The sequence below is a fragment of the Geodermatophilus sabuli genome (assembly GCF_900215145.1).
Lineage (GTDB): Bacteria > Actinomycetota > Actinomycetes > Mycobacteriales > Geodermatophilaceae > Geodermatophilus > Geodermatophilus sabuli.
In genome coordinates this window covers 52,228-74,503 of sequence record NZ_OBDO01000016.1, presented here as the reverse complement: position 1 = coordinate 74,503, position 22,276 = coordinate 52,228, and the positions used below count along the sequence as shown (strand labels likewise).

Below are 22,276 nucleotides of genomic sequence, written 5' to 3'. Positions count from 1 at the left end.
TCGCTACGCATCGGCTACGGTGAGGGCTCGGGAGGACACGGGAGGCGTGCGTGACAGCGGGTGCGGACGACGAGCGGATCGCGCTGCTGCGGTTCGTGGAGCGCTTCGCGCTCACGCTGCGGGAGGCCGGCCTCGCGCCCATGCCGGCGCGGGTGCTGGCCTACGCCCTGGCCGACGACGCCGACCGCTACACCGCCGGCGACCTCGCGCGCGGCCTCGGCGTCAGCCCTGCGGCCATCAGCGGGGCGGTGCGCTACCTGGTCCAGGTGGGGTTCTTCGTCCGCGAGCGGGAGCCGGGCACCCGCAGTGACCTCTACGTCCTCGACGACGAGGACCTGTGGTCCCGCTTCGTGTCGGCCGAGATGACGAGCTTGGATCGCTTCGTCCAGGAGATCGACAGGGGCATCGCGGCGCTCGGCGTGGACCGTCCCGGCGGGCGCCGGCTGGCCGAGACCCGCGACTTCATGGCCTTCCTGCGGGCCGAGATGGCCGACGTCATCGCGCGGTGGCCGGCCGAGCGGAACCGGCTCGCGGCCGGCCGGACCGAGGCCGCCCCGGCTGGCTGAACCGTCCGGCTGAGCCGTCCGGCGCCCGCGATCCGCGGTCTGGGAGGCTCGCCGGGCCAGGGTCGGACGACGGCGGGAGGCAGCGGGCGATGGCGCAGGGTTCAGGTGGGGACCGCCGGGAACGGCTGGTCGCGCTGCTCGCGGCCGGGATCGCCGCCGTCCTCCTGGTGTCGTCGGTGACCTGGTTCGCCAGCGACCAGGCCGGCGTCGGCGTCGCGCAGCTGTTCCTCGGCGCCGTCCTCGCCGGGGTGGCCGCCTTCCTGTACCGGCGGGCCACCCGCGGCTGACCGCCGGACGCGACGTTGCAGGTCAGTGTGGTGACCATCACGCTGGACGGGAACTGTCGGACGACCGAGCGGAGGTCTGGCGTGAAGCTGGACAAGCAGGAGCTGCTGCGGGTGCTGCGCACCGAGGGCGACAACGACACGGCGGAGAAGGTCCAGGCGCAGCTGCCCGACGAGATCGACACCGACCGGGACGGCGATGCCCTCGACGCCGTGGGGCTGGACCGCACCCAGCTCATGGCCAAGCTCGCCGGCGGTGGCTTCGGCTCGAGCCTGAGCCCCTGACGCCCGGGTGCCGCTCGCATCAGGTGCGCCACGCACCGCGGGCGGCCGCGGCCCGCGCGTACTCCTCGAAGCCGGTCGGCGCCCGCCCGGTCACCCGGCGGACGACGTCGCCCGGCTCGTCGTGGCCGCGGGCCCGCAACGCCGCGAAGGCTGCCAGCTCGCCCTCGACCTCGGTGGGGTCGCGGCCCAGGGCGAGGTGGGCGGCGCGGTACTCATCGGGGTCGCCGGCGAACCGCACCGGGCGGCCGCTCGCGGCAGCGATGGCCGCCGCCGCCTCGGCGAAGGTCAGCGCGTCCGGCCCCTGCACCTCGTAGGTGCGCCCGGCGTGCCCGTCGGCGGTCAACGCCACCGCGGCCACCGCGGCGATGTCCGCGGCGTCGACGAACGCCTGCCGCAGGTCGCCCAGGGGCAGGGCGAGCTCGCCGGCGAGGACGGCGTCGCGGAACACGCCCTCGTCGAAGTCCTGGTCGAACCAGCTGGGCCGCAGCACGGTCCACTCCGCCCCGCACTCCCGCACCACGCGCTCGGCGTCCAGCAGACGGGCGTCGCCCATCTCCTCGACCGCGCCGCTGGACAGCAGCACGACCCGGAGCACCCCGCTGTCCACCGCGAGGGTCACCAGGCGCGGGTCGACCGGGACGCCGTCCGGTGCCATGAGGTACAGCCCGCGTATCCCGGCGAGGGCGGGCTCCCAGGTCTCCGGCGCCGACCAGTCGAACCGGGTGCCCGAGCTCCGGGACGCCGCGCGGACCTCCGTCCCGGCCTCCCGCAGCGCGTGCACCACCCGCCGGCCGGTGATGCCGGTGGCGCCGAGGACGAGCACCGGACCGGTCATCGGGCGCGCAGCCCCGCGCCCAGCTCCACCGCGTGGTCGAGGAAGGTGCCGACGACGGCGGGGTCGACGTCCGCGGGGTCGGTGAAGGCCAGCGTGCGCACCTGCTTGCCGCTGCCCAGCAGCCGCTGCTCGGGGTCGGGCAGCCGCGCGCCGTGCTCGAAGACCAGTTGCACGCCCTCCCCCGTCGGGAAGAGCGCGCAGACGAACCCGGCGGCCGGGTCGCGGTAGTTGATCGAGTGCCAGCCGCGCCGCACCCGTTCCTCCAGCTGCGGGTGGGCGTCGAGCAGCACCGCGCGGAGCCGGTGCGCGGTGGCGGCCACCGTGTCGGGGTGCTCGGCGAGCAGGTCGTCGGCGTCGTCGTCCCAGGGCACGGGCGCAGCCTGGCACCGGGCACCGACAGGACCGGCCGGAGTCGCCCGGGTGCGGGTACCGCACCCGGGCAACTCCTCGTCAGCCGGTGTACGGGCGTTCCCGGGCCAGCTCCTCGCGGGCGACCGAGCGCAGGTGGACGGCGTCGGGGCCGTCGGCGATGCGCAGCGTGCGGGCCGCGGCGTAGAAGCGGGCCAGCACGGTGTCGTCACTGACGCCGGCGCCACCGTGGACCTGGATCGCGCGGTCGATGACCTCGCAGGCGACCCGCGGCGCGACCACCTTGATGCCGGCGATCTCGGTGCGGGCCCCCTTCGCCCCGAACCGGTCGATGAGGTCGGCGGTCTTGAGCACCAGCAGCCGGGCCTGGTCGATCTCCAGCCGGGACAGCGCGATCAGCTCCCGGATCGTGCCCTGCTCGGCCAGCGGCCGGCCGAAGGCCACCCGGGCCCTCGACCGCTCGACCATGAGCGCCAGCGCCCGCTCTGCCATCCCGAGCGCACGCATGCAGTGGTGGATGCGGCCGGGACCCAGCCGGGCCTGGGCGATCATGAAGCCGTCGCCCTCGCCCGCGAGCACGTTCGACGCCGGCACGCGGACGTCGGTGAACACCAGTTCGGAGTGCCCGTGCTGGTCCTGGTACCCGAAGACCGGCAGGTGGCGGACGATCTCCAGCCCGGGGTTGTCCCGCGGCACCAGGATCATCGACTGCTGCCGGTGCGCGGCGCCCTCGGGATCGGTCTTGCCCATGACGATGAAGACCTGGCAGCGCTCGTCGGCGGCGCCGCTGGTCCACCACTTGCGGCCGTTGACGACGTACTCGTCGCCGTCCCGCACGATCGACGTCTGGATGTTGCGGGCGTCGGACGACGCGACGTCCGGCTCGGTCATCGCGAAGCCCGACCGGATCTCGCCGGCCAGCAGCGGCTCGAGCCAGCGCTGCTTCTGCTCGGGGGTCCCGAACAGCATCAGCGTCTCCATGTTGCCGGTGTCCGGGGCGCCGCAGTTGGTGGCCTCGGGGGCCAGCGTCGGGCTCCAGCCCATGATCTCGGCGACGGAGGCGTACTCGAGGTTGGTCAGCTCGCCGAGCTCGGGGGAGAAGAGGTTCCACAGGCCGCGCCGGCGGGCCTCGGCCTTGAGCTCCTCGAGCACCGGCGGGTGCGTGTGGTCGTCGTGGCCGCGAGCGGCGCGCCACTGGTCGTAGACGGGTTCGGCGGGGAACACGTGCTCCCGCATGAAGTCCCACATCCGGCCGCAGACGTCCTCGGCTCGGGCGGAGAGGGCGAAGTCCATGCCCGCAACGTAGAGGGCGGCCGTCCGTGCGCGGCTCCGGGGCGCGCGGTCAGGCCGGCCCGTCGGGCGGGAGCCGAGTGGCGCACCGCAGCACCACGACGGGGCTGGCCAGGACCAGCAGGATGCCGATCACCCCGATCGCCTGCAGGCCGACGACCAGCGGAGCCGCGACGCTGACGACGACGGCGGCCACCAGCAGCAGGAGGAACCCGGCACCCGGTGGACCGCGGTGGCGGGCGCACGACGGCTGGGCGCCGGCGGTGAGCAGGGCGGCCAGGCGCGGGTCCTCGCGCGTCAGGTCCTCACCCAGCGCGCGGAGGACGGGGTCGTCGTCCATGGGAACTCCCGAACGGACAGTGGTGCGCCGTCCAGTGCGCGACGGGTCCGCGCGGTGGTCCAGTGGCCCAGGTCATCGTCGGACCAGGGACCTTGGGCGGTGCGTCCGCCGTCCGCGCCGCTCCCGCCCGGTCGGCGGCTCCGGACGCGCCGGAGGCCGGGCCCCTGGGGGACCCGGCCTCCGGGTGGACTGCCGAACTGTTCAGACGCGGTGCGAGCGGCGGTCCACGGCGGTCCGCACCGGGCCGAGGGCGATGACCAGGCCCACGGCCGCGGTCACCAGGTGCAGGATGTTGTCGGCCCAGTTGAGGTTGAGGAAGTCCCACTCCTTGCCGACGGCGAACAGGCCGTAGAGGAACGCGGCGCCGTAGCCCACCGCGAGCAGCCAGCCGTACGTCCGGGCGCCGCTGAGGGTGCGGCTCAGGACCAGGCCGGCCACACCGATCACGATGTGCACGACGTTGTGCATCGGGTTGAGCATGAACCCGAGCAGGGTCTCGTCGACGTGGTGCGGGGTCCCGGCCTCGTTGCCGAAGAAGTTGTCGAAGCCGGTGATGAAGAAACCGATGATGCCGATGAGCAGGTAGATGGCCCCGAAGGCCAGCGCCAGCATCTGGGGCCAGGTCATGGCCCCCCGGCCGGCGCCGGTGTTGTCGGATGCTGCGGACATGGTGGTCCTCCCAGGGAGATCCGGCGGACCGCCCTGTGCTGGACGGTCCGGATCCGGAATACCCCCTGGTCGGGAGCGGGTAACGACCCGGGTCCGCTCGTTGCCGAACCGTCACCTGCGGCGGTGACCCGTCCCCCGCGCGCCGGGGTGACGGGCCGCCGCCGGTGGTCAGCGCCGGGTGGGCTTCGGCCGCCGGACGACGAACGGGCCGATCGCCAGCAGGTCCACCGGGGCCGAGCCGAAGCACTCCAGGGCGTCCCGCGGGTCGTCGACCATGGGCCGCCCGGCGGTGTTCAGACTGGTGTTGACCACGACCGGCAGGCCGGTGCGCCGTTCGAACGCCGAGATCATGCGGTGCACCAGCGGCTCGGTGTCGGGGTCGATCGTCTGGATCCGCGCCGTCCCGTCGACGTGGGTGACGGTGGGGATGCGCTCCCGCCACTCCGGGGCGACGTCGTGGACGAAGAGCATGTACGGCGAGGGGATCGGCCCGCGGCTGAAGATCTCCGGGGCCTTCTCCAGCAACACCATCGGCGCGACCGGGCGGAACTGCTCGCGGCCCTTGACGTCGTTCATCCGCTCCAGGTTCGCCTCGAAGCCGGGGTGCGCGAGCAGCGAGCGGTGGCCCAGCGCGCGCGGGCCGTACTCGCTGCGGCCCTGGAACCAGGCGACGATCCCGTTGTCGGCCAGGACCTCGGCGACCGCCTCGGCGACGTCGTCCGGCCGCTCGTAGTCGATCGCGGCGGTCTGCAGCCACCGCTCGATCTCCTCGTCGCTCCACCCGCGGCCGAGCGCGGCACCCGGCATCGGCTGGGTCTCCTCGCCGAGTTCGCGGGCCACGTGCAGTGCGCTGCCCAGCGCCGTCCCGGCGTCGCCGGCGGCCGGCTGCACCCACACCTGTTCGAACGGGCTCTCGGCCAGGATGCGGGTGTTGGCCACGCAGTTGAGCGCGGTGCCACCGGCCAGGGTGAGGACCGTGTCGCCGGTCTGCTCGTGCACCCAGCGGGCGAGGTCGACCAGCACCTCCTCCAGCCGCTGCTGGACGCTGGCGGCCAGGTCGGCGTGGTCCTCGGTCCACTGGTCGCCCTTGCCGAGCCGGGGCGCGAACTCCGAGAAGTCGATCGCCTCGGTGCGGAAGCCGCCGTCGTCGGTGGCGCGGATCAGCTCGGAGAGCTCGCCGACGAACCGCGGCTTGCCGTAGCTGGCCATCGCCATCACCTTGAACTCGTCGGAGCTGCGCAGGAAGCCCAGGTGGTCGGTGAGCTCCTCGTACATGAGGCCGAGGGAGTGCGGCAGCGCCTGGCCGGCGAGCACCTCCAGGTGCCCGTCGACGTACCGGCCGGCCAGGTGGCTGTGCGCCTCGCCGCGGCCGTCGAGCACGAGCACGGAGTTGTCCCGCTGCGGCGCGGCGAGCCCGGCCGAGGCCGCGTGGGCGACGTGGTGCTTGACGAAGCGGACCTTCGCCGGGTCGAGGCCGGGCAGTGCGTGGGCCAGGAAGTCCGGGGCCATCTCGGCGTACTTCTTGCGCATGACGTCGCCGTCGTCGAACAGCCCGGACTCCTCCGGCGTCCCCATCAGGGCGGGGTCGAAGGAGTAGGCGACGGCGTCGAGCTCCTCGGGGCGGATGCCGGCCTCGGCCAGGCACCAGGCCGCGGACAGCTCGGGCAGCTCCCACGCGCTCCACGGCAGCGGGCGCTTGCCGTGCTTGCGCCGGCTGAAGCGCTCCTCCTCGGCCGCGGCCACGACCCTGCCGTCGATGACCAGGGCCGCCGCCGGGTCGTGGTAGATGGCGTTGATGCCGAGGACCTTCACCCGTGTACTCCTCTCGCCGGGCCGCTCCACCCGGTCTCCGTTGTGATCATCGAGCCGGTGACCCCGGCTCGCAGGTCGAGCGGCCCGACGTCGTCCGTTCGTGGTCGGTCTCCGGGGACCGGCGTCCCGCCGGCGTTTCCCGTGGAACCGCCGGCGCTCTCGTTCAGTCGCGCCGGGTCAGCAGGCCGTGGTCGACGACGGCGGCCAGCGCGAGGGTCTTGTAGCCGACCTCCTCGAACAGGACGACCACCCGGTCGTCCTCCACCCGCATGACGACGCCCGGCCCCCACTCGGCGTGCTGTACCGGCGCCTGGGTGGGGAACGGGGTGTCCGCGTCGTCGGTGCCCGGCTGCTCCTGGGACAGCCCGGCCGAGCAGTTGTCGCAGTTGCCGCAGGGCTGCTCCAGCTGCTCACCGAAGTAACCGAGCAGGAACTGCCGCCGGCACGCGGTGGTCTCGGCGTAGCCGCGCATCATCTCCACGCGGCTCTGGTCGACCCGCTCGTGGTGCTCCGCGAGCTCGCGGGCGGCCGCCGCGGCGTCGCCGGGGCTGGGTGCGCCCTCCGCCGGGTGCGCGGCGCCCTCGTCGTCGAGGACGACGGCGGCCACCTGCTCGAGCAGGTTGAGGTCGCGGGCCAGCGGGGTGGCGCCTCGGCCGGTCTCCTCGCGCAGCTGCTTGACGTCGACGCCGTCGTCCAGCCCCACCGCCTCCGCGGCCCCCACGAGGCCCGCCACCTGCTGCAGCTCCTCCTCGGCCGGGACGCCGGCGGCGAAGAACCTGCGCAGGCCGAGGTCCTCCTGCCGGTACACCAGCACGGCCACGGCGGGTTCGCCGTCGCGCCCGGCGCGGCCGATCTCCTGGTAGTAGCTGTCGATCGAGTCGGCCGGCTCGGCGTGGACGACGAAGCGGGTGTCGGGCTTGTCGATGCCCATGCCGAACGCGGTCGTGGCGACGACGACGTCCAGCTCGTCCGCCATGAACGCCCGCTGGGCGTCCTCGCGGTCGGACTTCCTCAGCCCCGCGTGGTAGGCGCGGGCACGCAGGCCGCGCCCGGACAGCTCGGCGGCCAGTTCCTCGGTGCCCTTGCGGGTGGCGCTGTAGACGATGCCCGGGACGTGCCCCTCGCCGACCTCCGCGAGCACCCGGTCGAGCACGGCCTGCTGCTTGCCGTGGGCGTCGGCGTGCTGCTCGACCTCCAGCCGGATCTCCGGCCGGTCGAACCCGGCGACGACGACGCGGGCGTCGCGCATCTCCAGGCGCTCCACGATCTCGGCGCGCACCGGCGGGGCGGCGGTCGCGGTGAGCGCGAGCACCGTCGGGTGACCGAGCTGCTCGACGACCGCACCCAGCCGCAGGTAGTCGGGGCGGAAGTCGTGTCCCCAGGCCGACACGCAGTGCGCCTCGTCGACGACGAACAGCGCGGGCCGGGCCGTGGCGATCGCCTCCACCACCTCGGGCTTGGCCAGCTGCTCGGGCGCGAGGAACAGGTAGCGGACCGTTCCGTCCGCCAGGCCCTCGAGGGCGGCCCGCTGGTCACCGGCGCCGAGCGCCGAGTTCAGCTGGGCGGCCTGCCCGTCGAGGCCGTCGAGCTCGTCGAGCCGGCCGACCTGGTCCCGCTGGAGGGCGATCAGCGGGGAGACGACGAGCACCGGCCCGTCGGTCAGTTGCCCGGCGACCTGGTAGACGGCCGACTTGCCCGCCCCGGACGGCAGCACCGCGAGGGTGTCCTGCCCCGAGACGACGGACGTCATCGCCTCCTCCTGGCCGGGCCGGAAGTCCTCGAAGCCGAGCAGGTCCCGGGCGACCTCGCGGATACGGCGGGTGCGGACGGAGGCGGTCGCCCCGGCGGGGTTGGTGTCTTCGGTGCGGGGCACCGGCACCCTCTCCCCGCGCCGCGAGGTCGGCAAACGGCTCCCGGCTGCGGTCCTGGCCGGTTCCCGCGACAACGTGGGGTGCGGCCCCGTGCGACGGGTGGGGAGGGGTCATCGCACGGAGGCCCGCCTCGGGCCGACGTCGGCCCGGTCGGCCGCTGTGGACGACCGGACACCGTCCACAGGCCCGCAGCTGCCGAGCGGGGAGCCCCGGAACGCCGCAGGTGCGGGTTAGGGTGCGACGTGGCCGCCTCCTACCGCATCGCCGAGGCCGCCGAGCTGCTCGGCGTCAGCGACGACACGGTGCGCCGCTGGGTCGACGGTGGTCGCCTCCCCGCCTCCCGGGAGGGCGGCGGCCCGGCGCACATCCGGGGCGCGGACCTCGCCCGCGTTGCCGCGCAGCTGCGGGAGGCGCCCGAGCCCGGCGCCACGCGGCACTCCTCGGCCCGCAACCGGCTGACCGGCATCGTCACGCGCGTCGTCCGGGACCGGGTGATGGCGCAGGTCGAGATCCAGGCCGGCCCGTTCCGGGTGGTCTCCCTGATGTCGCGCGAGGCGGCCGACGAGCTCGGCCTGGACGTCGGCGTGCGGGCGGTCGCCACGGTCAAGGCCACCCAGGTCAGCGTCGACGTCTCCTGACTCCGCGCCTCCGGAGGGCACTGGTCCGGAACACCGCATGTGCGGGGCGCTCTCCGCTAGAGTTCCGCAGATGCGGAGAACATCCCTCCTCCTGACCGCCGCGCTGGTCCTGGCCGGCTGCGGGGGGACGGCGAACGGCGGGTCGAACCAGGGCGCGGGTGCCGGCGGCACGCTCACCGTCTTCGCCGCCGCCTCGCTCACCGACGTGTTCGACTCCCTCGGCGGCCGCTTCCGGCAGGAGCACCCCGGGGTCGACCTGCGGATCAGCTACGGCGGGAGCTCGAGCCTGGCCGCCGCGATCGTGCAGGGGGCGCCGGTGGACGTCTTCGCCTCGGCCAACGCGGCGCAGATGGACGTCGTGGCCGGGGAGGGCCTCGCCGGGGAGCCGGCGGTCTTCGCGGCCAACGTCCTGGAGATCGCCGTCCCCCCGGGCAACCCGGCCGGGATCACCGGCCTGGCCGACTTCGCCCGGGAGGAGCTCACGCTGGCCGTGTGCGCGCCGGAGGTCCCCTGCGGCGCCGCCGCCGAGGAGGTGTTCGCGGCGGCCGGCGTGGCCGCCCGGCCCGACACGCAGGAGGAGGACGTGCGGTCGGCGTTGTTGAAGGCCGAGCTGGGCGAGGTCGACGCGGCCCTCGTGTACGCCTCCGACGTCGACTCCCGCGGCACCCTCGTCGAGGGCATCGCCTTCCCCGAGGCGGAGCGGGCGGTGAACGACTACCCGATCTGCACGCTCGCCGACGCACCCAACCCCGGGGCGGCGCAGGCGTTCGTCGACCTCGTGCTCTCCGAGGAGGGGCAGCGGGTGCTGGCCGACGCCGGCTTCCGGACGCCGTGAGCGCCGTCCGCGCCGCGCGGCGGTCGCGGGGGACCGGTGTCCCGCTGCCGCTGATGGTGCCCGCGGCGATCGCGGCCGCCTTCCTCATCCTGCCCCTCGCCGGGCTGCTGGTCCGGGCACCGTGGGGCGACCTCCCCGCCCAGCTCGCCGAGCCCGCGGTGGGGGAGGCCCTTCGTCTCTCGCTGGTCTCGGCGACGCTGGCCACCGCCGTCTCGCTGCTCCTCGGCGTGCCGCTCGCCTGGGTGCTGGCCCGCTCGCAGGCCCGCGGTCGCTCGGTGCTGCGGGCGCTGGTCACCGTGCCGCTCGTGCTGCCGCCGGTGGTGGGCGGGGTGGCGCTGTTCCTCGTCCTGGGCCGGCAGGGGATCGTCGGGCGCTGGCTGGACGAGACCTTCGGAGTCACCATCCCGTTCACCACGACCGCCGTGGTCCTCGCGCAGACGTTCGTCGCGATGCCGTTCCTCGTGGTGAGCGTCGAGGGCGCGCTGCGGGCGGCCGACGCCCGCTTCGAGGACGCCGCCGCCACCCTCGGCGCCGACCGCTGGATGACGTTCCGGCGGGTCACCCTCCCGCTCGTCGCCCCGGGGATCGTCGCCGGCGGGGTGCTGTGCTGGGCCCGGGCGCTCGGCGAGTTCGGCGCGACGATCACCTTCGCCGGCAACTTCCCCGGGACGACGCAGACGATGCCGCTCGCCGTGTACCTGGCGCTGCAGCGCGACCCCGATGCGGCGATCGTGCTGTCGCTGGTGCTGCTGACCGTCTCGCTGGCCACGCTCCTGCTGCTCCGCGACCGCTGGCTGTCCCGGTCGGGAGCCGCGGCGTGAGTCGCGTAGTGGTCGGGTGGGCTCCTCGTGACCGCCGGCTGTCCCGGGCGGTCGCGTGACGCTCACCGCCGACGTCCGGGTGGCCCGTGGTCCGCTCGCCGTCGACCTCGCCGTCGAGGTGGCCGACGGCGAGGTGCTCGCCGTCCTCGGCCCCAACGGCGCCGGCAAGTCCACGCTGCTGCGGGTGCTCGCCGGGCTGCTGCCGCCCGACGGGGGCCGGGTCGTGGTCGACGGCGACCGGGTCTGGGACGACGTCGCCGCCGGCGTGCACCTGCCCGCCCACGCGCGCCGGCTGGGGATGGTCTTCCAGGACCACCTGCTGTTCCCGCACCTGTCCGCCGTCGACAACGTCGCCTTCGGCCTGCGGACCCGCAGGGTGCCGAAGGCGGCCGCGCGGGCCGCCGCCGGGGACTGGCTGGCGCGGGTCGGACTCGAGGGCCTCGGCAACCGCCGGCCCGGCCAGCTCTCGGGCGGGCAGGCGCAGCGGGCGGCGCTGGCCCGGGCGCTGGTCGGCGACCCCGCCGTCCTCCTGCTGGACGAACCGCTGTCGGCGCTGGATGCCCGCACCCGGCTGACCGTGCGCGCCGAGCTGCGCCGGCACCTGGCGGAGTTCGGCGGCAGCACCGTCCTGGTGACCCACGACCCGGTGGACGCGATGGCGCTGGCCGACCGGGTCGTCGTCGTGGAGCAGGGGCGCGTGGTGCAGGCCGGGACGCCGGCCGACGTCAGCCGACACCCCCGGACCGACTACGTGGCCCGCCTGGTCGGTCTGGCGCTGCTGCCCGGCACCGGCGCGGGCGGCACGGTGCGGCTCGACGGCGGCGGCACCGTCGCGGTGGCCGAGGAGACCGCGGGGCCGGTGTTCGTCGCCGTCCGCCCGGAGTCGGTGGCGCTCTACCTGAGCGCCCCGCACGGCAGCCCGCGCAACGTCTGGCCGGCCCGCCTGGTGTCGGCGACGCCGCACGGCGCGACGGTGCGCTGCGAGCTGGACGGCGAGGTGCCGCTGGTCGCCGACGTCACCGCCACGGCCTTCGCCGAGCTGGGCCTGGCCCCCGGCTCGGCGGTGTGGGCGACGGTGAAGGCCTCCGAGGTCGCCGTCTACGCCCGCTGAGAGGGTGGGCCCATGAGCGGAGTCGCCGGACTGGTCCTCGCCGCGGGCGGAGGCCGCCGCTACGGCATGCCCAAGGCGCTGGTGGAGTACGAGGGCAGCCTCCTGGTCGAGCGGGCGGTCCGGACGGCGCGCGCGGTCTGCGACCCGGTGCTCGTCGTCCTCGGCGCCCGGGCGGTCGACGTCTGGCGCACCGCCGACCTCGACGGGGCCACCGTGCTGGCCAACCGCGACTGGGAGACCGGCATGGCCTCCTCCCTGCGCACCGGGCTGGAGGGGCTGCGCGGCTGGCCGGGACGGATCGACGCCGCGCTGGTCCTGCTCGTAGACATGCCGGGGATGACACCGGCCGCGCTGGAGCGCCTGGCCTCCCACGCCGCCCCGGACGCGCTCGCCGTCGCCACCTACGACGGGGGCCGCGGGCACCCGGTGCTCATCGGGCGCGAGCACTGGGCCGGCGTCGCCGACTCCGCGACCGGCGACGAGGGCGCCCGCCGCTACCTGGCCGCGCACGAGGTCAGCGAGGTCGACTGCACCGGCCTGGCGGATCCGACCGACCTCGACGTGCCCCCGGGCGGGGTACCGTCAGCGCCGTGATCGCCCGAGTCGTCGACGCCCCGCTGTCGGTCGCCGAGCACGAGGACGCCGTCGCCGACAAGGCCGCCGGTGCGGTCGTCTCCTTCGCCGGCGTGGTCCGTGACCACGACGGCGGCCGGTCGGTGACCGAGCTGGAGTACGTGGGGCACCCGACCGCGGAGGAGCTGCTGGCGCAGATCGCCGAGGAGTTCGCTGCCCGCCCCGAGGTGCACGCCGTGGCGGTGTCGCACCGGGTCGGCATGCTGGGCATCGGCGACGTCGCCCTGGCGTGCGCGGTCAGTGCCTCCCACCGCGGCGAGGCGTTCACCGCCTGCGCCGACCTCGTCGACGAGGTGAAGAAGCGGCTGCCGATCTGGAAGCGGCAGGTCTTCACCGACGGCGAGGAGGAGTGGGTGGCCTGCCCCTGAGGGTGTCCCCGCTGCAGGGTCCTGTCGCGAGCCTGCGAGCGGTGGGCTCCCTCAGTCGTCGACCAGGACCACCTCGTACTCGTCCGCGGTCGGCGGGACGCCGGTGTCGAACTTGGCGTTCACCACGGCCAGCTCGCCGTCGTACCGGATCGCGGTCGCCGGGCTCTGGAAGCGCTGGGAGGTGATCTCCTCCCGCACCTCCCCCGACGTCAGGTCCCGGCTCAGCTCGACCTCGACCACCAGGTTTTCCGGGTTGCGCACCACCCACAGCCGGCGGTCGTCCAGCACCAGGCCGTCGGCGTTCGGCACGCTCACCCCGTCGACCAGCGCGCTGGCGCCGGTCTCCGGGTCGACGGTGTACAGCTGGCCGTTCCCCGAGTGCGCCACGACGAGCGTCCGGCCGGAACCGGTGGCGACGATCCCGTTCAGGTTGAACTCCCCGCTGGTGTCGGCGGCTGGGCCGCTCAGCGCGAGGGTGCTCGCCTGGCCGGGCTCCCCGTCCTCGAGCGGCACCAGGTAGAGCTGCGCCTGCAGGCTGTCGGTGAACCAGGCGCCGTCGCAGGTGACGGTGACGTCGTTGACGAACGACTGTCCCGGCGCGCTGAGCTGGTACGTCGCCACCGTCTCGCCGGACCGGGTGTCGTACACGTACGCCTGGCCCGTGGCGCCCCCGGCGACGAAGAGCAGCCGGCGCTCTGAATCGGTGTCCATGCCGACGGCGATCCGCCCGTCCGGGGCGTCGATGAAGAGCTCAGCCGTCCGCTCGCGCAGGTCCCCGCGGAAGACGTCGCCGCGGAACAGGTCGCCGGCGTAGAAGGTGGCGCCGTCGCCCCGCGCGATGCCCTCGGCGGAGCTGGCCCCGGGCAGGACGATGACGTCGTCGTCCGCGGGCGCTGCGGCGGCCGGGCCGCCGGTTCCCAGGAGGAGTCCGAGGACGGCGCCCAGGAGCACCGTCGTGCGTGCCGGCGAGAGGGACCTGGGCATCCGTGCCTCCTGGTCGGACCGCGGTGGGCGCGGGCGTCCCACGATGACACCGTGCCGCCGTCGCGGAAAGAGGCGGAGGCGGTTCGCCCGCCGAGCGGTCCGGTCAGTTGTCGGTGGGGCGGAGGTCCGGGCCCGGCGGCGGGTCATCCGGGGTCAGGCCGGCGGCCATGAGCGTGCTCAGCATCCGGGCGACCATCTCCACCAGCGGCAGGTCACGGTTCGCGCTGCGCGGACGGGCGCGGAACCCCACCGCGCACACGGTGCCGAACAGGTCCCCGTCGGCGGTGACCAGCGGGACGCCGAGGTAGGCCGCCACCCGGTCGACCGGGCCCATGGAACGGGCGGCGTACTCGGGGACGGCGGCGGTCACGGTGGCCGCCCGCGGTGCCTCGCCGGCGACCATGAGGCGACAGAAGCTCTCCTCCCACGGGAGGGAGGCCCCCGGCGGCAGTGCCGTGGCCGGGTAGGCGTGCAGGACCACCTGACGGTCGTCGATGACGCGGGTCACCGTCCACACGTCCCAGCCCAGGTGGTGGTGCAGGAACTCGAGAACGCCACAGGCGGCGGCGCCGAAGTCGCGCCAGGGCACCACGTCTGCGATTCCTGGCTCTGGAACCATGTCGTCCGGTATTCCCCCCTGCGCACCGGCTACGCACGGTCGCGCGCCGTGACGGCCACGGTCAGTGTCGTGCAGGCACCCCGCCGTCGTCCGGCGGGGGGCGGCGGTCGGTGGTGCCGCCGAGCTCGGCCTCCTCCTCGGCCTCGCCCTCCAGGCGTCGGGCCTCGCCGGCCGCCTTGGCCGCGGCGTCGCCGTGCGACTCCCCGTAGACCTCCTCGGCGCGGCCGATGAGCTCGTCGGCCTTCGCCCTGGCCCTGCCCCAGATGCTCATACGCCCATTGTCCGGCGTCGTGACCAGCGGCGCAGTGCCTTCGCGCGCGGCATCACCGGTGCACCGAGTCGCGGATCTCGCCGACCAGCTCCTCGAGGATGTCCTCCAACGCGACGACGCCCAGGACCACGCCGTCCTCCGTCACCGCGGCGAACTGGGCACCGTCGGCCTGCATCGTCTGCAGCGTCGCGCGCAGGTCGCCGGTGCCCGGGATGCGTGGGAGCGGCCGGGTGATGTCACAGACCCGCACGTCCGGTTCCCCGTCGGCGACGAGCACGTCCTTGACGTGCACGTAGCCGGTGAACTCGCCGCCGCGGGCCACCGGGAAGCGGGAGAACCCGGTGCGGGCGGCGGCGCGCTCGACCGCCAGGGCGCCGTCGTCCGGTCGCACGGTGGTGAGCTGCTCGCGGGGGATCAGCACCGAGCGGATGTCGCGGTCCTCCAGCGTGAGCGCGCCGGTGAGCAGGTCGTGCTCCTGCTGGTCGAGCAGCCCGCCGGCGCGGGACTGGTCGAGCAGCCCGGCGACCTCGTCCCGGGTGAAGGAGCTGGTCACCTCGTTCTTGGGCGGGACGCGCAGCAGCCGCAGGACGCCGTTGGCCAGCGCGTTGAGCACGACGATCACCGGCTTGAGCACCGTGACCACCGCCGACAGCGGCGGGGCCAGCGCCAGCGCGGCGCGGTCCGGGCCGGCCAGCGCGAGGTTCTTCGGCACCATCTCGCCGATCACCACGTGCAGCGCCACCACGACGGCGAGGGCGAGGACGAAGGAGATCGGGTGGACCAGCGCCCCCGGCACGCTGAGCGCCTCGAACACCGGTTCCAGCAGGTGGGCCACCGCCGGCTCCCCGATGGCGCCCAGGCCCAGCGAGCAGACGGTGATGCCCAGCTGCGCCCCGGCCATCATGAGCGACACCCGCTCCATCGCCGCGAGCGTCGTGCGGGCGCGACGGGACCCCGCCTCGGCCAGCGGCTCGATGGACGAGCGGCGGGCCGAGATCAGCGCGAACTCCGCGCCCACGAAGAAGGCGTTCGCCAGCAGCAGGACGGCGGCCACCACCAGCCCGACCCAGTCACCCATCGGTGGCCTCCCGGTCCTCACCGGTGAGGGCCCCGACCAGCGCCCGGTCCACGCGGGTGCCGTCCAGGCTCTCCACCTGGACCCACACGCCGCCGGGGTGGCCCTCGGCCTCGCCGGCCAGCTCGGTCGGCAGTTGCCGGAGCGCCGTCACCCGGTCCCCCGGCTCGGGGATGCGGCCCAGCCGGTGGAGCACGAGCCCGCCGATCGTCTCGTAGTGCCGGTCGGCGGGGACGGCCAGCCCGGTCCGCGCGCTCACCTCGTCGGGGCGCAGCAGGCCGGACACCGACCAGGTGCCGTCGCCGCGGTCGACCACGTCCTGCTCCTCGTCCTCGTCGTGCTCGTCGGACACCGCCCCGACCAGCTCCTCGACGAGGTCCTCCACGGTCACCAGGCCGTCCGTGCCGCCGTACTCGTCGACGACGACGGCCATCTGCAACCCGCCTCGCCGCAGGTCGACCAGGAGCTCGTCCAGCTGCCGGGACGTCGGGACGAACCGGGGCGGCACCATGACCCGCTCGACCGGGACGCGGCCGCGCTCGTCGCGCGCGACGGCGAGGGCGTGTTTCACGTGGACCATCCCGACGACGTCGTCGGCGCCGGCCCCGGACACCACCGGGAACCGCGAGTGCCCGGACTCCCGGGCGGTGGTGAGGACGTCGGCGACCGGGGCGTCCACCGCGACGGTGGTCATCCGGATCCGCGGGGTCGCGACGTCGCTGGCCCGCAGCTCACCGAACGCCAGCCCCCGCTCGAGCAGGGTCGCCGTCCCGGCCGGGAGGGTGCCGACGGTGCGCGAGCGGCGGACCAGGGAGGTCAGCTCCTCCGGGGAGCGGGCCGAGGCCAGCTCCTCCTGCGGCTCGACGCCGAACAACCGGCGCAGGATGCCGTTGGCCCAGCCGTTGAGCACCCGGATGACCAGCGCGGTGGACCGGGTGAAGCCGCGCTGGAAGCCGGAGACCCGCTTGGCCACGCCCAGCGGGGCGGAGATCGCCAGGTTCTTGGGCACCAGCTCGCCGAAGACCATCGTCAGCGCGGTCGCCAGCACCAGGGCGAGCGTGATCGACACCGAACGCGCGGCGCCGCCGGAGAGTCCGAGGGAGGCCAGGGGGCCCTCCAGCAGGGCGGCGATGGAGGGCTCGGCGACGAAGCCGATGGCCAGGTTGGTGACCGTGATGCCGAGCTGGGCGCCGGACAGCTGGGTCGAGAGCGTCTGCATCGCGCTCAGGACGCCGGCGGCCCGGGGGCGACCGGCGTCGACCTCCCGCTCGACCGTGGCGCGGTCGACGGTGACCAGGGCGAACTCGAAGGCGACGAAGCCGGCGCAGGCGAGGACCAGGAGGACACCGACGCCGACGAGCAACCACTCGGTCATCGGGTGGGGTCTGGTTCGGGGGACGGGGGATGGTGAGGCAGCGCCGTCACTGCTGGGGGATCAACCTCCGGCGAACGGGGGCAGCACGTCGACGACCGCCCCGGGCTCCAGCACCAACGCGCGGTTCCGCGTCTGCGTTCCGTCGACGAGGAAACTGCAGGCGGTGAGCACCCGCTCCAACCGCTCGCCGTGCGCGTCGACGATCTGCGCCACCAGCTCGTCCAGGGTGGCGGCGGTGCGTGTCTCGGTGTCCACGCCCGCAGCCGCACGGGCGCCGGCGAAGTACCGGACGGTGACCTGCGCGGTGCTCATGGTTCGCCTCCGCGCTCGCTCCGCTCCTCGCTCGCGGAGCTCGCTGCGATGCTCACTCGCTGTCGGCTCACGGCTCTCAGCCGCCGATGGCCGACATCGGCCGGGTGGGCTGCAGGAAGCTCGGGTCGTCGATGCCGTGTCCGGGCAGCTTGGCCAGGGTGGCGATCCGCCAGCGGTCGGCCAGCTCGGCGTCGGTGGCACCGTCGCGCATGGGCCCGCGCAGGTCGGACTCCTCGCGGGCGAACAGGCAGTTGCGGATCTGCCCGTCGGCGGTGAGGCGGGTCCGGTCGCAGGTGCCGCAGAACGAGCGGGTGACCGAGGCGATGACGCCGACGGTCGCGGGGCCGCCGTCGACCAGCCAGCGCTCGGCCGGGGCGGAGCCGCGCTCCTCGGTGTCCGGGCTCAGGGTGTGCGCCGTCGACAACCGCTCGAGGATGTCCTCGGCGGTGACCATCCGGCCGCGGGTCCAGGCGTGGTGGGCGTCCAGGGGCATCTGCTCGATGAACCGCAGCTGGTAGCCCTGGTCGAGGCAGTAGTCCAGCAGAGGGACGGCGTCGACGTCGTTGATGCCGTGCAGCAGGACGGCGTTGACCTTGACCGGGGTCAGGCCGGCGTCGCGGGCGGCGGCCAGGCCGGTGAGGACGTCGTCGAGCCGGTCGCGGTGGGTCAGCTGCTTGAACCGGTCGCGGTCGAGGGTGTCGAGGCTGACGTTGATCCGGTCCAGGCCGGCCTCGGCCAGGGCGGGGGCGATCCGGACAAGGCCGATGGCGTTGGTGGTGAGGCTGACCTCGGGGCGGGGGTGGAGCGCGGTCGCGGCGGCGACGATGCCGGGCAGGCCGGGGCGCAGCAGCGGCTCGCCGCCGGTGAAGCGCACCTCGCGGATGCCGAGCTGTTCCACGCCGATGCGGACCAGCCGGGCGATCTCCTCGTCGGTGAGCACCTCGACCTTGGGCAGCCAGTCCAGGCCCTCGGGCGGCATGCAGTAGGTGCAGCGCAGGTTGCAGCGGTCGGTCAGGGACACCCGCAGGTCGGTGGCCACCCGGCCGTGCCGGTCGACCAGGCCGCCGGACCCGGGCACCGGGTCGGGACGGCGCAGCACCGGGTCGGGCAGCGGGCTCGTCGAGGTCACCCCCCGAATGTAGTGGCGGATGCCGACACCGTGCCGTCCCCCGGACGCCGGACGCGGGACGGCCGGTGCTCCGGTGGTCGCCGTCGGGGTGTGCGCCGGTCGGCCGGCCCGGGGCCGGCGACACGCGGCCGTCGCGTCCCCCGGGAAAACGGGGGCGCGGTGTCGGGAGGCGTTGCTACGGTCGCCAGGCCACCCGAGAGACCGGCGGGCAGCCCCGCACTCGCTTGTGGCCAGGAAGCGCGAGAGTCCCGTGTCGCCCCGCACCGTGTTCAGCCCCTACGTCCGTCTGTTCGCCGTCCCCGGGTCGGTGGCGTTCTCCTTCGCCGGCTGGGTGGCCCGCCTGCCCATCCCGATGCTCGGCCTGGGAGCGGTCCTCCTGGTGTCCGGCGAGACCGGCAGCTACGCCCTCGCCGGCGCGGTCTCCGGCACGCTGGCCCTCAGCTTCTCCGTCGCCAGCCCGCAGTGGGCCCGGATGATGGACCGCCGCGGCCAGGGGACCGTCCTGCGCTGGGCGATGACGGTCTACCTGCTCTCCGGGATCGCGTTCGTCACGGCCGTCACCGCCGGGGCGCCGCACTGGTCGTGGTTCGTCCTGGCGGCCGCGTGCGGTGCCGCCGGGCCGAACATCGGCTCGCTGGTGCGCGCCCGCTGGGTGGCGGCGCTGGAGGACGCCGGCCCCCGGCAGACCGCCTTCGCGCTGGAGGCCGTGGTCGACGAGGTCGTCTTCGTCGTCGGCCCGCCTCTGGTCACCCTGCTCGCCACGCTGGTCGCGCCGCCGGTCGGCTTCCTCACCGGCATCGTGCTCGGCTCGCTCGGCGGCTTCTGGTTGGCCGCCCAGCGCGGCACCGAGCCGCCGCTGCACGAGCCCGACCCCGCGGCGCCGGCCCGCCGCTGGGCGGCTCTCAACGCCACCGTGCTCGTGGTCGCGGCCGCCTACGTGGCCGTCGGCGTGGTCTTCGGTGCCCTGGACGTCGTGGTGGTGGGGTTCGCCGACGCCGAGGGCGCCCCGGCCCTGGCCGGGCTCGCCCTGGCGGTCTTCGCCGGAGGCAGCCTCGTCGCCGGCCTGCTGTACGGCGTCGTCCGCCTGCCCGGCACGTTGACCAGCCGGTTCCTCGCCACGGCGGTGGCCTTCGGGCTGGCCGCGCAGCTGCTGTGGGGCGTGGGCTCCCTGGTGGTGCTGGTGGGGGTCGGGTTCCTCGCCGGGCTGACGATCGCGCCGGTCCTCGTCTCGGGGACCTCGCTGGTGGAGTCGCGCGTGCCCCGGGGGTCGCTGACCGAGGCGCTGTCGTGGACCACCACCGGGCTCACCCTCGGCGTCACCGCGGGCGCCGCGCTGGCCGGGGCGGCGGTCGACGCCTGGGGGGCGCAGACCGCCTTCGCCGTCCCGGCCCTGGCCGCCGCCCTGGCGGTGGTGCTGGCCCTGGCCGGGGCGCCGGTCCTGCGCCGTCCCGCCGCCGACCTCCCACCTGGTGGAAGTGCCCGGGTTGAGCGCGAGGCGGCCGGGTAGCGACCCCGCCGGCAGGTCGCGCGCCACCCGGTTGCGCGCGGCGCCCCATCCGTCGAGAGGAGCACCTGTGGCCAGCGTGCCCACGATCCGGCTCACCAACGGTGTCGAGATCCCGCAGCTCGGGTTCGGCGTCTACCAGGTCCCGCCCGAGGACACCGCCGACGCCGTCGCCTCGGCACTCGAGGTCGGCTACCGGCACATCGACACCGCCGAGATGTACCGCAACGAGAAGGGCGTCGGGGAGGGCATCCGGCGGTCCGGCGTCGACCGCGGCGACGTCTTCATCACCAGCAAGCTGAACAACGGCCTCCACCGCCGCGACGACGCGCTGCGCGCCTTCGACCAGACCCTGGCCGACCTCGGCACCGACCACCTGGACCTGTTCCTCGTCCACTGGCCGCTGCCCGGCATCGACGTCGACTACGTCGAGACGTGGAAGGCGATGGAGGAGATCTACGCCGGCGGCCGGTGCCGCGCGATCGGCGTCTCCAACTTCCAGGCCCACCACCTGCGCCGGCTGTTCGCCGAGACCGAGGTGCGCCCGGCGGTCAACCAGATCGAGGTGCACCCCTACCTCGCCCAGGACGACCTGCGCGCGTTCAACGCCGACCACGAGATCGTGACCGAGGTGTGGTCGCCGATCGCGCAGGGCAAGGTGCTGGACGACCCGGTGATCACCACGATCGCCGAGCAGCTCGACCGCACGCCGGCCCAGGTGGTGCTGCGCTGGCACGTCCAGCGAGGGGACGTCGTCTTCCCGAAGTCGGTGACCCGCTCGCGGGTCGAGGAGAACTTCGCCCTGTTCGACTTCGAGCTCGACGAGTCGGCCATGGCCGCGATCACCGGCCTCGACCGCGGCGAGCGCACCGGCCCGGACCCGGACACGTTCAACTACATCCCGCAGTGACGCGGACGGAGTGGATCCCTCGGGGTGACCCCCGAGGGATCCACTCCGTCACCCGGCGGGCTGGCGCAGGGCCGCCCGCACGATGGCCAGCACCGTCTCGGCGTCCACCCCCGCCGCGCGAGCCTGGGCGGCGAGGTCGGTCGCGGCCCGCCGCAGTTCCTCCTCCACCGGGGCCGGGGCGGGCGAACGGCTGGTGACCACCGTGCCCGTGCGCCGGCGACTGGCCACCAGGCCGGCGGCCTCCAGCTCGGCGTAGGCCCGCCCCACCGTGCCGACGGCCACGCCCAGGTCGGCGGCGAGGGCGCGCATCGTGGGCAGCCGGTCGCCGGGGCGCAGCAGCCCCGCGTGCACGTAGCCGGCGACCTGGCTGCGGATCTGCTCGTACGGCGGAGTCGCCGCCGTGACGTCGACCGTGATGTCCAGGGCCACGGCGGTCAGGCCGACACGGGCTGGTCCGCCGGGATGCCGGGCGCCCGGACGCAGGCCACCACCACCCCGGCCAGCAGGGAGGCCAGTCCGAGGAAGGCGGCCACCGCACCGGTGACGGCGACGGGCCCGGCGCCCTGGTGGGAGGCGGCGCTCCACACCGCCTGCCCACCGACGGCGGTCAGTCCCCCGACAGTGACCAGTGACGCCGCGACGGCACCGCGCAGCACCCGGTGGGCCGACGCGCGGCGCAGGGCCCTCTCGGCTCGCTCGTCGTCGGTGGCCACCGCCGGGCGGGTGGCCACGATCCACAACGCCGCAGCCGTCGTGAGGGCCAGCAGCAGGAGGCCCCATGCCGCCGGCTGCCCGTAGAAGGCGCCGGGGAACGGGCTCGCCGTCGCCGTCGCGCCCGCCGTGTCGCCGTACGCGTACGAGAACCGGCGCCCGCTGCCGTCGGCCAGCGCGGCCCCACTGGCCAGCAGGACCGTCGCGGCGAGCGCCGCGGCCGCGGCCAGCCGGACCAGCCAGCGCGGAGCGGCGTCCAGCACCCCTCTGCGCACCAGCCGGGCCCGGCGCACCTGCCCCCGGGGGCGCGGCCAGGTGAGCTCGGCGACGGTCAGGACGCCGGTGTGCACGACGCCGAAGGCGACCGGCACGAGGAGCGCGGTGACGCCCAGCCCGCCGGGCGACGAGTTGCCCAGCCCGGCCTGCCCGACGTACAGCGCGGCGGCCGCCCCCAGCAGGACGGCCGCGACCGCCCCGCAGGCGCCGTGCGTGCGGGCGGCGGCCACGGTGGCCTCCCGGCTGGGCGGGGAGCGCCACGAGACCGCGGCGCCGACCGCGACCGTGCCGGCGAGGACGAGCAGCACGACGAGGGGCAGCAGGGCCACGCATCCTCCACTGGATCATTGAGTCAAGGGATTGACACAATGACCGCGATGGCC

General features: G+C 74.9%; 27 protein-coding genes and 1 pseudogene. 12 read left to right on the top strand and 16 right to left on the bottom strand.

The features are described from left to right. Nucleotides 1-50: 50 nt before the first annotated feature. The 3 genes from CRP39_RS25410 (at nt 51) to CRP39_RS25400 (ending at nt 1,135) form a co-directional block, all read left to right on the top strand. Nucleotides 51-566, top strand: coding sequence for a GbsR/MarR family transcriptional regulator (locus CRP39_RS25410; RefSeq protein ID WP_216359924.1), 516 nt, complete (start codon nt 51-53; stop codon nt 564-566). Between the two features lie 89 nt (nt 567-655). Then, a complete protein-coding gene (locus CRP39_RS25405; RefSeq protein ID WP_097209180.1) occupies nt 656-853 on the top strand; it encodes a hypothetical protein in 198 nt (65 codons plus the stop codon). A gap of 81 nt (nt 854-934) precedes the next feature. Continuing rightward, complete coding sequence (locus CRP39_RS25400) at nt 935-1,135, top strand: hypothetical protein (RefSeq protein ID WP_097209179.1); 201 nt, start codon at nt 935-937, stop codon at nt 1,133-1,135. A gap of 19 nt (nt 1,136-1,154) precedes the next feature. Here CRP39_RS25400 and CRP39_RS25395 read toward each other — a convergent pair whose 3' ends face one another. The 7 genes from CRP39_RS25395 to CRP39_RS25365 all read right to left on the bottom strand — a co-directional run bounded on the left by CRP39_RS25395 (nt 1,155) and on the right by CRP39_RS25365 (nt 8,323). Further along, a complete protein-coding gene (locus CRP39_RS25395) occupies nt 1,155-1,970 on the bottom strand; it encodes an SDR family oxidoreductase (protein WP_097209178.1) in 816 nt (271 codons plus the stop codon). Further along, nucleotides 1,967-2,341, bottom strand: a complete 375-nt coding sequence (locus tag CRP39_RS25390; protein WP_172442635.1) for a DUF1801 domain-containing protein — start codon at nt 2,339-2,341, stop codon at nt 1,967-1,969. The genes CRP39_RS25395 and CRP39_RS25390 overlap by 4 nt, the downstream gene beginning before the upstream one ends. Nucleotides 2,342-2,420: 79 nt before the next feature. Beyond that, nucleotides 2,421-3,632 (bottom strand): acyl-CoA dehydrogenase family protein, encoded by a 1,212-nt coding sequence (locus tag CRP39_RS25385; RefSeq protein ID WP_097209176.1) that lies wholly within the window; start codon nt 3,630-3,632, stop codon nt 2,421-2,423. A gap of 49 nt (nt 3,633-3,681) precedes the next feature. Next, nucleotides 3,682-3,969, bottom strand: a complete 288-nt coding sequence (locus CRP39_RS25380; protein ID WP_097209175.1) for a DUF3040 domain-containing protein — start codon at nt 3,967-3,969, stop codon at nt 3,682-3,684. Nucleotides 3,970-4,170: 201 nt separating this feature from the next. Beyond that, nucleotides 4,171-4,638, bottom strand: a complete 468-nt coding sequence (locus CRP39_RS25375) for a DUF4383 domain-containing protein (RefSeq protein WP_097209174.1) — start codon at nt 4,636-4,638, stop codon at nt 4,171-4,173. Between the two features lie 168 nt (nt 4,639-4,806). Continuing rightward, complete coding sequence (locus CRP39_RS25370; RefSeq protein ID WP_097209173.1) at nt 4,807-6,450, bottom strand: carbamoyltransferase family protein; 1,644 nt, start codon at nt 6,448-6,450, stop codon at nt 4,807-4,809. A gap of 163 nt (nt 6,451-6,613) precedes the next feature. Next, a complete protein-coding gene (locus CRP39_RS25365; protein ID WP_245854112.1) occupies nt 6,614-8,323 on the bottom strand; it encodes a RecQ family ATP-dependent DNA helicase in 1,710 nt (569 codons plus the stop codon). 240 nt (nt 8,324-8,563) lie between these two features. Between CRP39_RS25365 and CRP39_RS25360 the strand changes: the two genes are divergently transcribed. The 7 genes and pseudogenes from CRP39_RS25360 (at nt 8,564) to CRP39_RS25335 (ending at nt 12,727) form a co-directional block, all read left to right on the top strand. Continuing rightward, nucleotides 8,564-8,959 carry a TOBE domain-containing protein gene (locus CRP39_RS25360; protein ID WP_097209171.1) on the top strand — a complete coding sequence of 132 codons (396 nt, stop codon included), beginning with the start codon at nt 8,564-8,566 and terminating at the stop codon, nt 8,957-8,959. A gap of 70 nt (nt 8,960-9,029) precedes the next feature. Next, nucleotides 9,030-9,794, top strand: coding sequence for a molybdate ABC transporter substrate-binding protein (modA, locus tag CRP39_RS25355; protein ID WP_097209170.1), 765 nt, complete (start codon nt 9,030-9,032; stop codon nt 9,792-9,794). Continuing rightward, the gene (locus CRP39_RS25350) at nt 9,791-10,615 is read left to right on the top strand and encodes an ABC transporter permease (RefSeq protein WP_245854111.1); all 825 of its coding nucleotides are present in this window, start codon (nt 9,791-9,793) and stop codon (nt 10,613-10,615) included. Before modA ends, CRP39_RS25350 begins: the two co-directional genes overlap by 4 nt. Before the next feature lie 70 nt (nt 10,616-10,685). Next, a pseudogene (locus CRP39_RS28450) lies at nt 10,686-11,150 on the top strand (ATP-binding cassette domain-containing protein); the annotation flags it as partial. 120 nt (nt 11,151-11,270) lie between these two features. Further along, nucleotides 11,271-11,726: a TOBE domain-containing protein gene (locus tag CRP39_RS28445; protein WP_260180756.1), complete on the top strand. Its 456-nt coding sequence runs from the start codon at nt 11,271-11,273 to the stop codon at nt 11,724-11,726. Nucleotides 11,727-11,738: 12 nt separating this feature from the next. Beyond that, a complete protein-coding gene (locus CRP39_RS25340; protein WP_097209168.1) occupies nt 11,739-12,320 on the top strand; it encodes a nucleotidyltransferase family protein in 582 nt (193 codons plus the stop codon). Continuing rightward, on the top strand, nt 12,317-12,727 hold the full coding sequence (locus CRP39_RS25335) for a molybdenum cofactor biosynthesis protein MoaE (protein WP_097209167.1): 411 nt from the start codon (nt 12,317-12,319) through the stop codon (nt 12,725-12,727). The genes CRP39_RS25340 and CRP39_RS25335 overlap by 4 nt, the downstream gene beginning before the upstream one ends. Nucleotides 12,728-12,778: 51 nt before the next feature. Here CRP39_RS25335 and CRP39_RS25330 read toward each other — a convergent pair whose 3' ends face one another. The 7 genes from CRP39_RS25330 to moaA all read right to left on the bottom strand — a co-directional run bounded on the left by CRP39_RS25330 (nt 12,779) and on the right by moaA (nt 18,492). Next, nucleotides 12,779-13,711 (bottom strand): SMP-30/gluconolactonase/LRE family protein, encoded by a 933-nt coding sequence (locus tag CRP39_RS25330; RefSeq protein WP_097209166.1) that lies wholly within the window; start codon nt 13,709-13,711, stop codon nt 12,779-12,781. 103 nt (nt 13,712-13,814) lie between these two features. Then, a complete protein-coding gene (locus CRP39_RS25325) occupies nt 13,815-14,303 on the bottom strand; it encodes a GAF domain-containing protein (protein WP_245854110.1) in 489 nt (162 codons plus the stop codon). Nucleotides 14,304-14,391: 88 nt separating this feature from the next. Further along, nucleotides 14,392-14,601, bottom strand: a complete 210-nt coding sequence (locus CRP39_RS25320; RefSeq protein WP_097209164.1) for a hypothetical protein — start codon at nt 14,599-14,601, stop codon at nt 14,392-14,394. Nucleotides 14,602-14,653: 52 nt separating this feature from the next. Next, nucleotides 14,654-15,679 carry a hemolysin family protein gene (locus CRP39_RS25315; protein ID WP_097209163.1) on the bottom strand — a complete coding sequence of 342 codons (1,026 nt, stop codon included), beginning with the start codon at nt 15,677-15,679 and terminating at the stop codon, nt 14,654-14,656. Continuing rightward, the gene (locus CRP39_RS25310; protein ID WP_097209162.1) at nt 15,672-17,051 is read right to left on the bottom strand and encodes a hemolysin family protein; all 1,380 of its coding nucleotides are present in this window, start codon (nt 17,049-17,051) and stop codon (nt 15,672-15,674) included. Before CRP39_RS25310 ends, CRP39_RS25315 begins: the two co-directional genes overlap by 8 nt. Nucleotides 17,052-17,111: 60 nt before the next feature. Further along, nucleotides 17,112-17,363, bottom strand: a complete 252-nt coding sequence (locus tag CRP39_RS25305; protein ID WP_097209161.1) for a MoaD/ThiS family protein — start codon at nt 17,361-17,363, stop codon at nt 17,112-17,114. Nucleotides 17,364-17,439: 76 nt separating this feature from the next. After that, a complete protein-coding gene (moaA, locus tag CRP39_RS25300) occupies nt 17,440-18,492 on the bottom strand; it encodes a GTP 3',8-cyclase MoaA (protein WP_216359923.1) in 1,053 nt (350 codons plus the stop codon). A 250-nt stretch (nt 18,493-18,742) separates the two neighbouring features. Here moaA and CRP39_RS25295 point away from each other — a divergent pair, with 250 nt between their 5' ends. Both CRP39_RS25295 and CRP39_RS25290 read left to right on the top strand, forming a co-directional pair. Continuing rightward, the gene (locus CRP39_RS25295; protein WP_097209160.1) at nt 18,743-19,999 is read left to right on the top strand and encodes an MFS transporter; all 1,257 of its coding nucleotides are present in this window, start codon (nt 18,743-18,745) and stop codon (nt 19,997-19,999) included. A gap of 67 nt (nt 20,000-20,066) precedes the next feature. Further along, nucleotides 20,067-20,906: an aldo/keto reductase gene (locus tag CRP39_RS25290; RefSeq protein WP_097209159.1), complete on the top strand. Its 840-nt coding sequence runs from the start codon at nt 20,067-20,069 to the stop codon at nt 20,904-20,906. A 48-nt stretch (nt 20,907-20,954) separates the two neighbouring features. Here CRP39_RS25290 and CRP39_RS26260 read toward each other — a convergent pair whose 3' ends face one another. Together CRP39_RS26260 and CRP39_RS27105 are read right to left on the bottom strand one after the other, a co-directional pair. Next, a complete protein-coding gene (locus tag CRP39_RS26260; protein WP_101811081.1) occupies nt 20,955-21,335 on the bottom strand; it encodes a GntR family transcriptional regulator in 381 nt (126 codons plus the stop codon). A gap of 5 nt (nt 21,336-21,340) precedes the next feature. Then, entirely contained in the window at nt 21,341-22,222 is an 882-nt protein-coding gene (locus tag CRP39_RS27105) for a hypothetical protein (RefSeq protein WP_172442634.1), read from the bottom strand. Nucleotides 22,223-22,276 lie beyond the last annotated feature (54 nt).

Excerpts from the sequence above, each read along its gene's own strand:
- CRP39_RS25405 (WP_097209180.1), top strand. The coding sequence starts at position 656 with ATGGCGCAGGGTTCAGGTGGGGACCGCCGGGAACGGCTGGTCGCGCTG.
- CRP39_RS25395 (WP_097209178.1), bottom strand. The coding sequence starts at position 1,970 with ATGACCGGTCCGGTGCTCGTCCTCGGCGCCACCGGCATCACCGGCCGG.
- CRP39_RS25385 (WP_097209176.1), bottom strand. The coding sequence starts at position 3,632 with ATGGACTTCGCCCTCTCCGCCCGAGCCGAGGACGTCTGCGGCCGGATG.
- CRP39_RS25380 (WP_097209175.1), bottom strand. The coding sequence starts at position 3,969 with ATGGACGACGACCCCGTCCTCCGCGCGCTGGGTGAGGACCTGACGCGC.
- CRP39_RS25375 (WP_097209174.1), bottom strand. The coding sequence starts at position 4,638 with ATGTCCGCAGCATCCGACAACACCGGCGCCGGCCGGGGGGCCATGACC.
- modA (WP_097209170.1), top strand. The coding sequence starts at position 9,030 with ATGCGGAGAACATCCCTCCTCCTGACCGCCGCGCTGGTCCTGGCCGGC.
- CRP39_RS28445 (WP_260180756.1), top strand. The coding sequence starts at position 11,271 with ATGGCGCTGGCCGACCGGGTCGTCGTCGTGGAGCAGGGGCGCGTGGTG.
- CRP39_RS25340 (WP_097209168.1), top strand. The coding sequence starts at position 11,739 with ATGAGCGGAGTCGCCGGACTGGTCCTCGCCGCGGGCGGAGGCCGCCGC.
- CRP39_RS25330 (WP_097209166.1), bottom strand. The coding sequence starts at position 13,711 with ATGCCCAGGTCCCTCTCGCCGGCACGCACGACGGTGCTCCTGGGCGCC.
- CRP39_RS25320 (WP_097209164.1), bottom strand. The coding sequence starts at position 14,601 with ATGAGCATCTGGGGCAGGGCCAGGGCGAAGGCCGACGAGCTCATCGGC.
- CRP39_RS25315 (WP_097209163.1), bottom strand. The coding sequence starts at position 15,679 with ATGGGTGACTGGGTCGGGCTGGTGGTGGCCGCCGTCCTGCTGCTGGCG.
- CRP39_RS25310 (WP_097209162.1), bottom strand. The coding sequence starts at position 17,051 with ATGACCGAGTGGTTGCTCGTCGGCGTCGGTGTCCTCCTGGTCCTCGCC.
- CRP39_RS25305 (WP_097209161.1), bottom strand. The coding sequence starts at position 17,363 with ATGAGCACCGCGCAGGTCACCGTCCGGTACTTCGCCGGCGCCCGTGCG.